This is a genomic window from Streptomyces sp. NBRC 110035, assembly GCF_000829695.1.
In the GTDB taxonomy this organism is placed as follows: domain Bacteria; phylum Actinomycetota; class Actinomycetes; order Streptomycetales; family Streptomycetaceae; genus Streptomyces.
In genome coordinates this window covers 148,984-161,989 of record NZ_BBNN01000024.1, presented here as the reverse complement: position 1 = coordinate 161,989, position 13,006 = coordinate 148,984, and the positions used below count along the sequence as shown (strand labels likewise).

Sequence of the window (13,006 nt, the reverse complement as noted above, 5' to 3'; positions counted from 1 at the left end):
GCCGAACGTAACACGGAGATCGGCTCCCACGACCCGTCCGGTGTTCACCCTTCGGGGCATGGACGTACGCATGGGCACGCGCAGCACCACGAGAGCACTCGCCACCGAGGCCGTGCACGCCGGCCGGGACGACCTCGCCCGGCAGGGGCTGCACGCCCCGCCGATCGACCTGTCCACCACCTACCCCGCCCACGACAGCCGTGGTGAGGCCGCCCGGATCGACGCCTTCGCCGCCACCGGCGCGGAACCGGACGGCCCGCCCGTCTACGGGCGGCTCGGCAACCCGACCGTCGCCCGCTTCGAGACAGCCCTCGCCCGCCTGGAGGGCACCGAGGCCGCCGTCGCGTTCGCCAGCGGCATGGCCGCGCTCAGCGCCGTCCTGCTGGTGCGCGGCTCCATGGGCCTGCGCCACGTCGTCGCCGTGCGCCCCCTGTACGGATGCAGTGACCACCTGCTGACCGCCGGGCTGCTCGGCTCCGAGGTGACCTGGACCGACCCGGCCGGGGTCGCCGACGCGCTGCGACCCGACACCGGTCTGGTGCTGGTGGAGTCACCGGCCAACCCGACTCTGACCGAGGTCGATCTGCGGGCACTCGCCCGGGACTGCGGCTCCGTGCCGCTGCTCGTCGACAACACCTTCGCCACTCCCGTCCTCCAGCGTCCGGCCGAGGACGGGGCGCGGCTGGTGCTGCACAGCGCCACCAAGTACCTCGGCGGGCACGGAGACGTCCTGGCCGGGGTGGTGGCCTGCGACGAGGAGTTCGCGGGGCGGCTGCGCCAGATACGGTTCGCCACCGGTGGGGTGCTGCATCCACTGGCCGGCTACCTGCTGCTGCGGGGCCTGTCGACGCTGCCGGTACGGGTCCGGGCCGCCTCCGCCAACGCCGCCGAACTCGCCCGCCGGCTCACCGCCGACCCGCGCGTGGCCCGTGTGCACTACCCGCGCATCGGCGGTGCGATGGTCTCCTTCGAGGTGCGCGGGGACCCGCACGCGGTGATCGGCGGCGTACGGCTGATCACCCCGGCGGTGAGCCTCGGCAGCGTGGACTCCCTCATCCAGCACCCGGCGTCCATCAGCCACCGCATCGTCGACGCCGACGACCGCAGGGCCGCGGGAGTCGGCGACCGGCTGCTGCGGCTCTCCGTCGGCCTGGAGGACGTCGACGACCTGTGGGCCGACCTGGACGAGGCGCTGGGCGGCCCGGACGGGACGCTCGGCTGAGGCGCCGCGCACGCACGCGGTAGGCGACGGAGCGGCCCGGCGGAATCCGCCGGGCCGCTCCGGTCCGCGTGTTCCGTGGTGCGGTGGCTATGACCGGCGGCCGATCCGGGAGCCGCCGTGCTCCTGCTCGCCGTGCTCCTCCCGCTCGACGCGCTCCTCCTGTGCGCGGCGGGCCGGCCGCTGGTCCAGGCGGGCGGTGATGACCAGGGTACCTTCCTCGATCTGATAGTCGAGGGGGAGCTCCAGGCCGCGCATCGCGGCGACCATGCCGGTGTTGGACGCCTGCGTCACCGCGTAGACATGGGCGCAGCCCGCCTCGCCGGCCATCGCCACCAGCCGGGCGAGCAGCTTGCCGCCGATGCCCCGGCGCTGCCAGGCGTCCTCGACGAGCAGGGCCACCTCGGTCTCGTCGCCGTCCCACAGCAGATGGCCGAGGCCCACGATCTGCCCCGAGGCGGTCCGTACTGCGAGCGTGCGGCCGAAGCGCGGGCTCAGCAGGTGGTTCAGGTAGCGGTCCACGTCGCCGACCGGCCCGTGGTAGCGCAGGCGCAGCGTCTCGGGCGAGCACCGCTCGTGCATCGCCCGGGCCGCCTCCAGGTCGCCGGTGTCCGCCCGGCGCACGGTGATGTCGCTGCCCTCGGGCAGCGTGAGGACGTCCTGGCCGCGCGGGACCCGGGGGCCGAGCCGGGCGTCCAGCTCCACCAGGGCCCTGGCCCGCGCGAACTCGGTGGGGGTGAACGGCAGGTACGGCCGCTCCACGGTGATCACGCCGCCCTCGGGGGCGCGCAGCCTCATCACGGTGTCCTCCAGGGTCCCCTCGACCGGCACGCCCTCCGGCACCCGTCGGCCGGCACCCGGCACGGCGGGCAGCGAACGGATCGTGCACCGCCCCAGCAACTGCCGCAGTGCCAGCGGGAGCTCCGAGGCGTCCAGTGCCGTACGCGCGGCGAGGCCCAGCATCCGGGTCGGGGCGTCCACCAGGTCGTGGGCGTCGGCCCGCTCGATCCAGGTGTCGGTGCCCCCGGCGCCCGCCACCGCCGCCGTGAGGCCGGTGCCGGACAGGTCGGCGGGGGCCCGTAGCAGGAACTCGTCGACCGTGGCCCGGCCCAGCGGGTGCGTCTGCAGACTCAGGATGTCGACACTCTCCCCGGCCAGCGCCGTGCACAGCGAGGCCAGCGCGCCCGGTTCGTCCCGCACCGTCGTCCGCATCCGCCACAGCGTGCTCCGGGCCGGGGTGCTGCCCCCGGCCCCGGCTCCGGCGGCGGCCGGGGGCGGGCCGCCGCCGGTATCGGACGCGGGGGGCGCGTGACCGTGGCGGCGTGCCCACCAACTGTGGAAGGCCGCCGTGAACCGTGAGGTCGGTCCGCCTCTCGTCCGCCCCCGCGGGGGACGGCCGTGCCGGTCTCGCGCCACGTCTGACATGTCTCGACTCATGCGACCACTGTGAAGGAAGTGTGTTTCGTGATCACTAACGCGTCGTGGCTGGCGAGTAAAGAGTTCTTATGGTATCTATGATCCCTTTGTCGGTTTGCCGGCCGACTGGTTGCCCGTCGTCCGGCTACTGGCCGACCAGGCCCGGCCGCAGCCGCTTCGTGTACAGCACGGTCCCGTCCTGCTCCCGCATCCGTACGGTCAGCTCTCCGCTGCTGCCGTCGATGTCGACCTCGCCGAAGAACTGGTAACCGCCGGCGGGCGAGACGTTCGCCGCGGCCGGCGCCTTCACGAACACCCGCTCCGGACCGAAGGTGCCGTCGAGCGCGCTCGCCGGGAAGGCGCCCGCGTTCAACGGCCCGGAGACGAACTCCCAGAACGGCTCGAAGTCCCCGAACGCGGCCCGTGCGGGCTGGTAGTGCTGGGCGGAGGTGTGGTGCACGTCGGCCGTCAGCCACACCGTGCCGGTGATCCGCCGGTGCTTGATGAACCGCAGCAGCTCGGCGATCTGCAGCTCGCGCCCCAGCGGCGCCCCCGGGTCGCCCTGGGCCACCGCCTCGACGTGCCGGCCGCCCTCGCTCGTGTCGGACACGATCAGGCCGATCGGCATGTCCGCGGCGATCACCTTCCATACCGCCCGCGACCGCGCCAGCTCCCTCTTGAGCCACTCCAACTGCTCCCGTCCGAGGATCCCCTGCGGGTCCACGGTCTGGTCACCGGGGGAGTTGGCGTTGCGGTACGTGCGCATGTCCAGCACGAACACGTCCAGCAGCGGCCCCTGCCGCAGCACCCGGTGGACCCGGCCCTCGCGCGGGCCCGGCCGCAGCGTGGACATCGGGAAGTACTCACTGAAGGCACGCCGTGCCCGCGCCGCCAGCACGTCGACGCTCTTCTCCGTGTACCTGCTGTCCGTGTCGGCGATCCGCTGGCCCGGATACCAGTTGTTGCGCACCTCGTGGTCGTCCCACTGCACGATGGACGGCACCTGGGCGTTGAACCGGCGGAAGTGCTCGTCCAGCAGGTTGTAACGGAAGGTGCCGCGGAACTCGGCCAGGGTCTCGGCGACCTTGGACTTCTCCTTCGTGGTGATGTTCCGCCAGACACCGCCGTCCGGCAGAGCGACGGTCGCCGGGATCGGCCCGTCGGCGTAGACGGTGTCGCCGCTGAACAGGAAGAAGTCGGGGTCGGTCCGGGCCATCGCCTCGAAGATCCGGTAGCCGCCGAACTCGGGGTTGATGCCCCAGCCCTGCCCCGCCAGGTCGCCCGACCACACGAACCGCACGCCCTCGCGCCGCCGCGCGGACACCGTCCGGAACGTACCGGTGACCGGCTCGCCACAGCGGCGCGGGTCGTCCGGGTCGGCGAGCCGCACCCGGTAGTGGATCTGCTCACCGGCCGGCAGCCCGTGCAGCCGGGTGGTCCCGGTGAAGTCCGTGCCGGGGCCGAGCAACGGGCCGTGCCGGCGGTGCGGGCGGCGGAACGACTCGGTCGCCGACGTCTCGACGATCATCCGGGCCGGACGGTCGGAGCGCACCCACACCAACCCGGAGTCGCGCGTCACGTCGCCCGTCTGCACACCCCACTTCGCCTCGGGGCGCCCTGACCGGGCGAAGGCGGGCGCCGACCCGACGGCGGCGGGCAGGGTCAGGGCCGCCGAGGCCGCGAGCGAGCCGCGCAGGACGGAGCGACGGCCGGTGAGCGGACGGGGTGACATGGATGCGCCTCCAGGGGCGGGGGATCCGGCCGGTGTGCACTGCCACATGTACTCGGGCGGTGCGGCCCGCCCGCAAACCCCGAGTGAACAACTCGCCGCCGAGCCGCGGGGAGCGACGCGCAGCCGGCGCCGCGTACCGCCCCGTTCAGCGGCTGCCGTCGAGCAGGACGCGGGCGACCAGGGCCGGGTCGTCGTTCATCGGGACATGACCGCAGCCGGGCAGCCGGATCAGCCGCGCCCCGGGGATCGTCCGTTGGGCGCGGACCCCCTGGCGCGGGATGAGCAGCCGGTCGCGGGCGCCCCAGGCGATGGTGACCGGGATGCCGGGCACGTCGTCGGAGAACCGTACGGCGGTGCCCGCCCGGAGCGTCTCGGTGAAGCCGGTGGCCCCGGCGAGCGCGCGGGTCTCGGCGACCACCGCCTCGGGGGAGCGGCGGCCCGGACGGGCGTAGATGGTGCTGGTCAGCGCCGCGCGCCCGGCCGCAGAGCGGGCGAGACGCTCGACCAGGGGCAGTGGCATGCGCTCCGCGATCCGCCGCATCCCGATCAGCACGCCGAAGGCGTACCGCCGCTCCGCACGGGTCCAGAACCCGGCCGGGGACAGTGCGGTGACGGACCGTACCCGCTTCTGACGGCCGAGTTCCAGGGCCAGCAGACCGCCGAGCGAGTTGCCCGCGACATGGGGCCGGTCGAGTCCCAGCTTCTCGCACAGGGCGGCGAGGGCGGCGTTCATGGTGGGCAGGCCGTGGGTGAGGCCGCCCGGCAGCGCCGGGGAGGCGCCGAAACCGGGCAGGTCCACGGCGATCACCTCGCGCTCGGCTGCGAGGATGTCCACGACCGGGTCCCAGGCCTGGCGGTGATGACCGATGCCGTGCAGCAGGAGCAGCGGTTCGCCGCGGCCCACGCGCGCGTAGGACAGGGTCACGGTCTGCGGACCGTGCGCGGAGGTGACCTCGAAGGAGACGGTCGCGGACATGAGGGTGCTCCTCGTCTGGGACTCGGGGTGGGACGCCGCCTGACGCCGTAGACAGCTTGTCAGCAATTACTACCGACGGGTAGCCCCCCGGGTGCCCGCTTCCGGGCTCCGGCTCCGGGAGGTGCCCGGATCCGCCTGGACACCGCCGTGCGGGTCGGCTGGGATGCAGGGGTGAGCACCGACAGCACCGACACCGTGACCAACGCCTTCGAAGAACACCGCCCCGTCCTCCTGGGGGTCGCCTACCGCATGCTCGGCCGGGTGGCCGACGCCGAGGACGTCGTCCAGGAGACCTGGCTGCGCTGGGCGGGCGGCGACCGGTCCGAAGTGCGCGAGCCGCGCGCCTACCTGGTGCGCGTCGCCACCCGCCTCGCCCTTGACCGGCTGCGTCAGATCAAGGCGCGGGGCGAGACGTACGTCGGCCCGTGGCTGCCCGAGCCGTACGTCACCGACTTCGGCGACACCGCTCCCGACACCGCCGAGCAGGCGGTGCTCGCCGATTCGGTCTCCCTCGCCGTCCTCGTCGTCCTGGAGTCGCTGTCCCCTCTGGAGCGCGCGGTGTTCGTCCTGCGGGAGGCGTTCGGCCACCCCTACTCCGACATCGCCGCCCTGCTCGACCGCGGCGAACCGGCGGTGCGCCAACTCGCCGCGCGGGCCCGCAGGCACGTCGAGGAGCGCCGCCCGCGCCACGACGTCGACCCCGTCCGGCGCCGCGATCTGACCGAACGTTTCCTGGCGGCGGCGGCCGGCGGCGATCTGGAAGGGCTCATGAAGCTGCTCGCCCCCGACGTACGACTGGTCGGCGACAGCGGAGGCAAGTCGCGCGCCCCGCTGCGCGTGCTGGAGAGCGCCGACAAGGTGGGCCGCTTCCTCGTCGGTGTCACCCGCAAGGGCTTCTTCGACCCCTCGGTCCGTCTCCTGGAAATCAACGGCGGCCCCGCGGCACTGGTCCTCACCGGGGACAGGCCCGGCCCCGTCTTCCAGCTGGACATCGCCGAGGGCCGGGTCCGGACGGTCTACATCATCCGCAACCCCGACAAGCTGCGCTCGCTGGCGGCCGCCGAGTAGGGGCCGGCCGACCGCCCACGGGGCCCGCGCCGCCCGGCGCGGGCCCCGTCGCCCTGTCCGATTGGTATTGACCAAGGGTAAGGGTCACCATATGGTCGCAGAGAAGTGAAACAACCTTTAATAAACAAGGGCGCTAAAACGCCACCGGACCCGGCGATCGCGGAGGACAGGGTGGGGACCACGCAGTTGGAAACGGTGCCGGAACCGAAGTACTGGCATCTCAGGACCGTGCTCAGCGAGGCCCTCGACTCGGAGTTCGCGGTGGGTGAGATCCTGCCCAACGAGCGCGATCTGGCCGCCCGCTTCGGCGTGGCCCGTGCCACGCTCCGTCAGGCACTGGAGCAGCTGGAGCTGGAAGGCAGGCTGCAGCGCCGCCGGGGCGTGGGCACCACCGTCGCCCCGCCGCGTATGGGTGTCTCCCTCGGCACGGCGCAGCACGCCTGGCCGGGCGGGTCCGACGACGCCTGGCAGGCCACGGACTGCACGCTCGAAGCACCGCCCGCGGCCGTCGCCGACACCCTGGCGACCGCCCGGGACGAGCCCGTGCACACCGTACGGCGGTCCCGGGTCTCGCAGGGGCAGCCCGTCGCCGCCGAGCTCCTGTACATCCCCGCTTCCTCGGTGCCCGGCCTCACCGCCATAGACGCCCCGTCGGGAGCGGCCCGCGCGCGTGCGGTGCTGCGCGAACTGCAGCACCTGGAGCTGGAGCGGCACGAGAACGCGGTGGAGCTCGGCTCCGCCCGCGCGGACGACGCCAAGGAACTGGACCGCCTGCCGGGCGCGCCCGTCCTCGTCGTCACCACCCGCTTCGTCGCACGGGGCCGCGTCGCCGCGCTCTCCGTGGCCACCTACCGGGCGGACACCTGCCGGCTGACCTTCGGCGACTTCGGAGGCGTGGAGATCCACCACGGCCCCGAGCGCCGCGCCTCCTGAGCCTTCGCGTCTTCGGGCGCAGGCCGCGGCCGAGCGGGACTGGGGTGCCGGCGAGGTGGGCGCCGAGGGCCGGGGGAACAGGCCGGCGGCGGGGCATGCCCGGGACGCGTGGTGCCACGCGGGCGGGGCGCCGCCTACCGGCGGGCCGTCACCGTGCCCTCCACCGCGAAGAGTTGCTGCTCCACATGGTCCAGGGCGAGCCGTACGGCACCCGTCGCCACCGCCGCCTCCCCGAGGCGGGACAGGGCGACCTGCGGCGGACGCAGGCAGTAGCGGGCCAGCTCGCGCCGCAACGGCTCCAGTACGCCGTCCAGCCCGGCCGCCCAGCCGCCGATCACGACGAGTTCCGGGTCCAGGGCCAGCACCAGCGCCGCCACGTCGTGGACCAGCCGCCGAATGAAACGGTCCACGGCCGCGAGAGCCCGTCTGTCGCCCTCGCGGGCCTGGGCGAAGACCTCGGCCACCGCCTGCTCGTCGAGCGGATGCAGCGGCTCGTCCGTGGTCGAGAGCAGCTTCTCGGGGGTCGCCTCGCGGCCCAGCAGATGCAGCGCGCCGATCTCACCGGCCGCCCCGCCGTACCCCCGGTGCAGCCGCCCCCCGATCAGTGAGCCGGCGCCCGGACTCAGTCCGGCCAGCACGAACACCACGTCGTCGGTCCCGGTCGCGACGCCCTTCCAGTGCTCGGCCACGACCGCCGCGTTGGCGTCGTTCTCGACCAGCACCGGACACTCGAAGGACCGGCTCAGCCGCTCGCCCAGATCCAGCCCCGTCCACCCGGGCAGTGCCGTGCCCAGCCGTACGGTGCCGTCCGCCTCGACGATCCCGGGCGTCCCCACGCCCACGGCCCGCAGCGAGTCGCGGGGCACGCCGGCCCGGCGCAGCAGCTCTGCGACGGCGGCGCGCAGCCGTTCCAGCCGCTCGTCGGCACCGGCGGTCTCCCCGACGTCCTTGGCCTGGGCTCCGATCACCCGGCCGTCCAGGTCGGCCAGCAGCACCGCCACCCGGTGCGGCCCGATCTCCAGGCCCAGCAGATGCCCGGCCTCCGCCCGGAACCGGAACCTCCTGGCCGGCCGCCCCTGGCGCCGCGCCGCACCCTCCTCAGCCGCCTTCTCCACGACGAGGCCCGCCTCGATCAGCCCCTCGACCACGCCCTCGACGGTGGGCCGCGACAGCCCCGTCACCCTGGTGACCTCGGTCAGCGTCGCGCAGTCCGTGGCCCGCAGCGCGTGCAGGACCACCGCGGAGTTGATCCTCCGCAACAGCGAGGGATCCCCGCCGGTCAGCCGACTCACCGTCCGTCCTCCCCGCTCGTGCGCGTGTGGGGCGGATCGTACTCGGCACGGCGGGCCCCGGCGACCACCGGGCACGACCACCTCCGGCCCACGACCGGACCGCCGCAGCACGCCCGGCCGTTCACCCGACCCGACCCACCCCACCCGGCTCCGGCGCACCCGCCTCACCCGGGCGCCACGAACCCCGACTCGTACGCCGTGATCACCGCCTGCGTGCGGTCACGCGCCCCGAGCTTCGCCAGCACGGCGCTCACATGCGACTTCACCGTCTCCACCCCCACCACCAGCCGGCCGGCGATCTCCGCGTTCGACAGGCCCCGCGCCATCAGCCGCAACACCTCCGCCTCCCGCTCGGTCAGCCGCGCCCGCTCCAGCACGGCCCGCACCGCGTGGTTGCCGCCGCTCTCACCGTACTGGGCGGCCAACTGCCGGACCGACGCCGGAAACAGCAGCGACTCGCCCTCGGCGACCAGCCGCACCGCGTGCACGATCTCGGCGGGCCGCGCCCGCTTCAGCAGGAACCCGTCGGCGCCCGCGCGCAGTGCCTCGTACACGTACTGGTCCTGCTCGAACGTCGTCACCACAATGATCTTCGGCGGGTCCGCGACCGTCCGCAGCACGGCACGCGTGGCCTCGATGCCGTCCATCAGCGGCATGCGGACGTCCATGGCGACCACGTCCGGCCGCAACTGCCGCACCAGCGGAATCACCGCCGCTCCGTCGGCCGCCTCCCCGACGACCTCGATGTCGGGCTGCGCCTCCAGCACGGCCCGCAGGCCCGCGCGCACGAGGGGTTCGTCGTCGACGAGGAGAACGGTGACCGGCATCCGGCCGGCCTACGGCCCGGTGCGGCACACCCCGCCTCAGCCCAGCGGCAGTTCGACCCGGACCCGCCAGTCACCCTCGTGCGGACCGGTCCGCGCCCGGCCGCCCAGCAGCGCGGCGCGCTCGCGGACGCCGCGCAGGCCGCTGCCGCGTCCGGGGCCCGGTACCTTTCCGGCGAGTGGATTGCGGATCTCCAGCAGCAGGGCGCCGTCGGCGACCCGCACCCCCACCCGCACCGGAACCGGCCCCGCGTGCCGCAGCACGTTGGTCAGCGACTCCTGGAGGATGCGGTACCCCTCGCGCGCGACCGGGCCCGGCACGGTGTCCAGGGGGCCGGTCACCTCGGCGTCCACCGTCACGCCGGAGGAACGGGCGGACTCCAGCAGCCGGTCGGCGTCCACCAGCGTCGGCCGGCTGCTCACGGGCCTCTCCGGCTCGCGCAGGATGCCGAGGACCCGGTCCAGGTCCTCCAGGGCGGTCCGGCCGGTCTCCTCGATGGCCTCCAGGGCCCGGTCGGTGAAGGCGGGGTCGCCCGTCGCCCGCGCGGCACCGGCCTGCACCACGGCGACGGTCAGGGCATGGCCGATGGTGTCGTGCAGTTCGCGCGCGATACGGGTGCGTTCGAGGAGCTGCTCGGTACGGGTCTCCAGCGCGGCCAGGCGCTCGGCGGGGGAGGGGCCGAGGAGCCTCGGGGCGAGCACGGTGATGAGCCTGCCCGCCCCGACCACCAGCCCGGCGAGCAGGAGCACCGGCAGGGGGACCAGCAGCGCGTGCCACCAGCGCTGTCCGGGAACCTGGACGAACGTCGAGGGGTCCGGTGCGCCGCCACGGGCCGTTGCCACCAGATCCGTGGCGAGCATGGGGAGGTGAATGGTGAGGAAGGAGACCACGCAGCCGATGGCCAGGCGGCACTGGAGCCATACGACGGTTCGCCCGCGGTCCGCCCAACGGTGGCCGGAGTCGTGACGATCTTCCTGCGGCCCGCCCCCTCCGCCTTCCCCGGATCTCCCGCGTGCCGGGGGTCGTCCGCGCCGTGACGGCGGCCGAGGAGCAGCACGGAGGCCTGGAGCCCCTCCGCCGTCCGCATCGCGGGGACCAGTCCGGCGAGTGCGAGGAGCACCACGGCGACGTACATGCGGGAGCTGTCGATGAGGGACCACATGGTGGGCCACACGACGGCGATGAACAGATGCAGCCATCGCGTGTACGTCACCGCCCGGGTGAAGGGGCGCAGCATGCGGACCATGGGGACATCGTGGCACCGCCACCGGCGACGGGCCTCCCCCGCAAGGGGGAGACGATCTCCCCGCCCGGGGGAGGCGCCGGACCCCGGGCCGCGGCCACGCTGGTGCACATGACCAGCATCGACGTCCACGACCTGACCAAGGAGTACGGCACCCGGCGAGCCGTCGACCATCTCACCTTCCGGGTCCTGCCCGGCCGCGTCACCGGCTTCCTCGGCCCCAACGGCGCCGGAAAGTCCACCACCATGCGGCTGGTGCTCGGCCTCGACCGCCCGACGACCGGCACCGCCACCCTCGGCGGCCGTGCCTATGCCACGCTGCGCGAACCGCTGCGCCGCGTCGGCGCCCTGCTGGACGCGCAGGCCGCGCACGACGCCCGCACCGGCCGTGACCACCTGCGGGTCCTGGCTGCGAGCAACCGCATCCCGGACCGCCGGGTCGACGAGGTGCTGGCGGAGACCGGTCTGACCCCGGCGGCCACGCGCAGGACACGGACGTACTCCCTGGGCATGCGCCAGCGGCTGGGCATCGCCGCCGCCCTGCTCGGCGACCCGGAGGTGGTGATGCTCGACGAGCCCTCCAACGGCCTCGACCCGGAAGGGATCGTGTGGGTACGGCAGTTGCTGCGCCGGCTCGCCGACGAGGGGCGCACCGTGCTGGTCTCCAGCCATCTGATGAACGAGACCGCGTCCTTCGCCGACCACCTCGTCGTCCTCGGCCGGGGCCGGCTGCTGGCGGACACCCCGATGCGCGCGTTCATCGAGGCCCGCGTGCGACCGGCCGTCCGTATCCGCACCTCGGACCCCGTCGCGCTGAAGAGCGCGCTCGCCCCGCACGGTCACGAGGTGGTCGGGCAGCAGGACGGGCACTGGACCGTGCCGCACGCGCGCGTGGACGACATCGGGCGCCTCGCCTCCGCCGCGGGCGTACCGATCCTCGAACTCACCGCGGACGAGGGCACGCTGGAACAGGCCTACCTGGACCTCACAGCAGCCGGGACCGAGTTCGCCGCACCGCCCCAGGAGGCCTGACCATGCAGTTCGCACCCGTACTCCACGCCGAGTGGCTGAAGATCCGCACGCTCCGCCCGCTGTTGGGCGCGCTGGCGGTGCTGTTCGTGACGGGCACCGCGTTCTCCGCGCTCGGCGGTGCGTCGAGCACGTCGGAACCGGAGTTCGACCCGCTGTTCACGACCCAGTTCGGGGTCCACCTGGGGCAGATCGCCGCGATCTCCTTCGGCGCCATGGCGGTGTCGGCGGAGTTCCGCGGCGGCGCGCTGCGGCTGTCGCTGTCGGCGGTCCCGCAGCGCGGACACTGGTTCGCGGCCAAGGCGACCGCCATCGCCCTGCCGGCGCTCGCCGTCGGTCTGCTGACGGCCCTGGTCTCCCTCTTCGCCGCGAGGGCGACGATGGGTTCCGCGGCGGACGGGCTCACCGCGGGCGAGCAGGCGCGTGCGGTCGTGGGCTGCGGCGTCTACCTCACACTGATGGCCCTGTTCGCGGCCGGACTGGCCACCCTGCTGCGCAGCGGCGTGGCGACGCTGTCCGTGCTGATCCCGTTCATCCTGATCGTGTCGTTCGTGATCGGGGACGCGGCCGGCACCGCCGTCGACTTCCTGCCCGACCGGGCCGGACAGGTGATCCTCCAGCAGACGCACGAGGGAACGCCGGGCCCCTGGTCGGGTCTTGCGGTGACCGCCCTGTGGACGGCCGCCGCACTGCTGGCGGGAGCGTGGAGCCTGCGCCGCAGGGACGCCTGACCCGGCCGACGCCCCGCGGGGCGGGCGGTCCGGTGTCTACCCCCGCGCGGCCTCCCGCAGCCGCGCGAACTCCTCGGCCAGGGCCGCCGGCGTCCAGTGCGCGTTCAGCCCGCTCGGGTTGGGCAGGACCCACACACGCGTGCCGCCGATCGTCCGGGCCTGCGGCCCCACCTTCGCCCCGCGGTCGTCGAACGCGACCCGGTACGCGGTGACCCCCAGAACGGCCAGCCACCGCGGACGGAGCCGGTCCACCTTCAGGCCGAGCAGCCGCCCGCCCTGAAGGTACTCCTCGGCGCTCAGCTCGTCGGCCCGCGCACTCGCCCGGGCCACGACATTGGTGACGCCGAGCCCGTACGACAGCAGCTCCTCCTGCTCGGACGGCACCAGCAGCCTCGGTGTGAAGCCGGAGCGGTGCAGCGCCGGCCAGAAGCGGTTGCCGGGGCGGGCGAAGTGGCGGCCCGTCGCGGCCGACATCAGGCCCGGGTTGATGCCGCAGAACAGCACGTGCAGGCCGTCCGCGGCCACGTCCGGCACCAGCCGGT

General features: G+C 74.1%; 11 protein-coding genes and 1 pseudogene. 5 read left to right on the top strand and 7 right to left on the bottom strand.

All coding sequences use genetic code 11. The annotated features are described in order from the left end of the window. Positions 1-58 precede the first annotated feature (58 nt). Positions 59-1,222 (top strand): PLP-dependent aspartate aminotransferase family protein, encoded by a 1,164-nt coding sequence (locus tag TU30_RS14760; protein WP_042169857.1) that lies wholly within the window; start codon positions 59-61, stop codon positions 1,220-1,222. Between the two features lie 87 nt (positions 1,223-1,309). On the opposite strand, the gene TU30_RS14755 is transcribed toward TU30_RS14760, so the two are convergent. The 3 genes from TU30_RS14755 to TU30_RS14745 form a co-directional block, all read right to left on the bottom strand. Then, on the bottom strand, positions 1,310-2,656 hold the full coding sequence (locus TU30_RS14755; RefSeq protein ID WP_078878288.1) for a GNAT family N-acetyltransferase: 1,347 nt from the start codon (positions 2,654-2,656) through the stop codon (positions 1,310-1,312). A gap of 124 nt (positions 2,657-2,780) precedes the next feature. Next, the gene (locus tag TU30_RS14750; protein ID WP_042169686.1) at positions 2,781-4,367 is read right to left on the bottom strand and encodes an alkaline phosphatase; all 1,587 of its coding nucleotides are present in this window, start codon (positions 4,365-4,367) and stop codon (positions 2,781-2,783) included. Positions 4,368-4,512: 145 nt separating this feature from the next. Beyond that, positions 4,513-5,343 (bottom strand): alpha/beta fold hydrolase, encoded by an 831-nt coding sequence (locus TU30_RS14745; protein WP_042169684.1) that lies wholly within the window; start codon positions 5,341-5,343, stop codon positions 4,513-4,515. A 171-nt stretch (positions 5,344-5,514) separates the two neighbouring features. On the opposite strand from TU30_RS14745, the gene TU30_RS14740 reads away from it, so the two are divergent. Together TU30_RS14740 and TU30_RS14735 are read left to right on the top strand one after the other, a co-directional pair. Continuing rightward, complete coding sequence (locus tag TU30_RS14740; RefSeq protein WP_042169682.1) at positions 5,515-6,411, top strand: RNA polymerase sigma-70 factor; 897 nt, start codon at positions 5,515-5,517, stop codon at positions 6,409-6,411. Between the two features lie 171 nt (positions 6,412-6,582). Then, a complete protein-coding gene (locus TU30_RS14735) occupies positions 6,583-7,344 on the top strand; it encodes a GntR family transcriptional regulator (protein WP_042169680.1) in 762 nt (253 codons plus the stop codon). Positions 7,345-7,478: 134 nt separating this feature from the next. Here TU30_RS14735 and TU30_RS14730 read toward each other — a convergent pair whose 3' ends face one another. The 3 genes and pseudogenes from TU30_RS14730 to TU30_RS14720 all read right to left on the bottom strand — a co-directional run bounded on the left by TU30_RS14730 (position 7,479) and on the right by TU30_RS14720 (position 10,707). After that, positions 7,479-8,636: an ROK family transcriptional regulator gene (locus TU30_RS14730; protein ID WP_042169678.1), complete on the bottom strand. Its 1,158-nt coding sequence runs from the start codon at positions 8,634-8,636 to the stop codon at positions 7,479-7,481. Between the two features lie 164 nt (positions 8,637-8,800). After that, a complete protein-coding gene (locus TU30_RS14725) occupies positions 8,801-9,463 on the bottom strand; it encodes a response regulator transcription factor (protein ID WP_042169676.1) in 663 nt (220 codons plus the stop codon). A 36-nt stretch (positions 9,464-9,499) separates the two neighbouring features. After that, a pseudogene (locus tag TU30_RS14720) lies at positions 9,500-10,707 on the bottom strand (sensor histidine kinase). Positions 10,708-10,815: 108 nt separating this feature from the next. Here TU30_RS14720 and TU30_RS14715 point away from each other — a divergent pair. Next, positions 10,816-11,736, top strand: coding sequence for an ABC transporter ATP-binding protein (locus tag TU30_RS14715; RefSeq protein WP_042169674.1), 921 nt, complete (start codon positions 10,816-10,818; stop codon positions 11,734-11,736). Between the two features lie 2 nt (positions 11,737-11,738). Beyond that, positions 11,739-12,464 (top strand): ABC transporter permease subunit, encoded by a 726-nt coding sequence (locus tag TU30_RS14710; RefSeq protein ID WP_042169673.1) that lies wholly within the window; start codon positions 11,739-11,741, stop codon positions 12,462-12,464. Between the two features lie 36 nt (positions 12,465-12,500). Here the strand turns inward: TU30_RS14710 and mug are convergent, their stop codons facing one another. Next, positions 12,501-12,998: a G/U mismatch-specific DNA glycosylase gene (gene mug, locus TU30_RS14705; protein WP_042169851.1), complete on the bottom strand. Its 498-nt coding sequence runs from the start codon at positions 12,996-12,998 to the stop codon at positions 12,501-12,503. Positions 12,999-13,006 lie beyond the last annotated feature (8 nt).

Excerpts from the sequence above, each read along its gene's own strand:
- TU30_RS14760 (WP_042169857.1), top strand. The coding sequence starts at position 59 with ATGGACGTACGCATGGGCACGCGCAGCACCACGAGAGCACTCGCCACC.
- TU30_RS14755 (WP_078878288.1), bottom strand. The coding sequence starts at position 2,656 with ATGAGTCGAGACATGTCAGACGTGGCGCGAGACCGGCACGGCCGTCCC.
- TU30_RS14750 (WP_042169686.1), bottom strand. The coding sequence starts at position 4,367 with ATGTCACCCCGTCCGCTCACCGGCCGTCGCTCCGTCCTGCGCGGCTCG.
- TU30_RS14745 (WP_042169684.1), bottom strand. The coding sequence starts at position 5,343 with ATGTCCGCGACCGTCTCCTTCGAGGTCACCTCCGCGCACGGTCCGCAG.
- TU30_RS14725 (WP_042169676.1), bottom strand. The coding sequence starts at position 9,463 with ATGCCGGTCACCGTTCTCCTCGTCGACGACGAACCCCTCGTGCGCGCG.
- TU30_RS14715 (WP_042169674.1), top strand. The coding sequence starts at position 10,816 with ATGACCAGCATCGACGTCCACGACCTGACCAAGGAGTACGGCACCCGG.
- TU30_RS14710 (WP_042169673.1), top strand. The coding sequence starts at position 11,739 with ATGCAGTTCGCACCCGTACTCCACGCCGAGTGGCTGAAGATCCGCACG.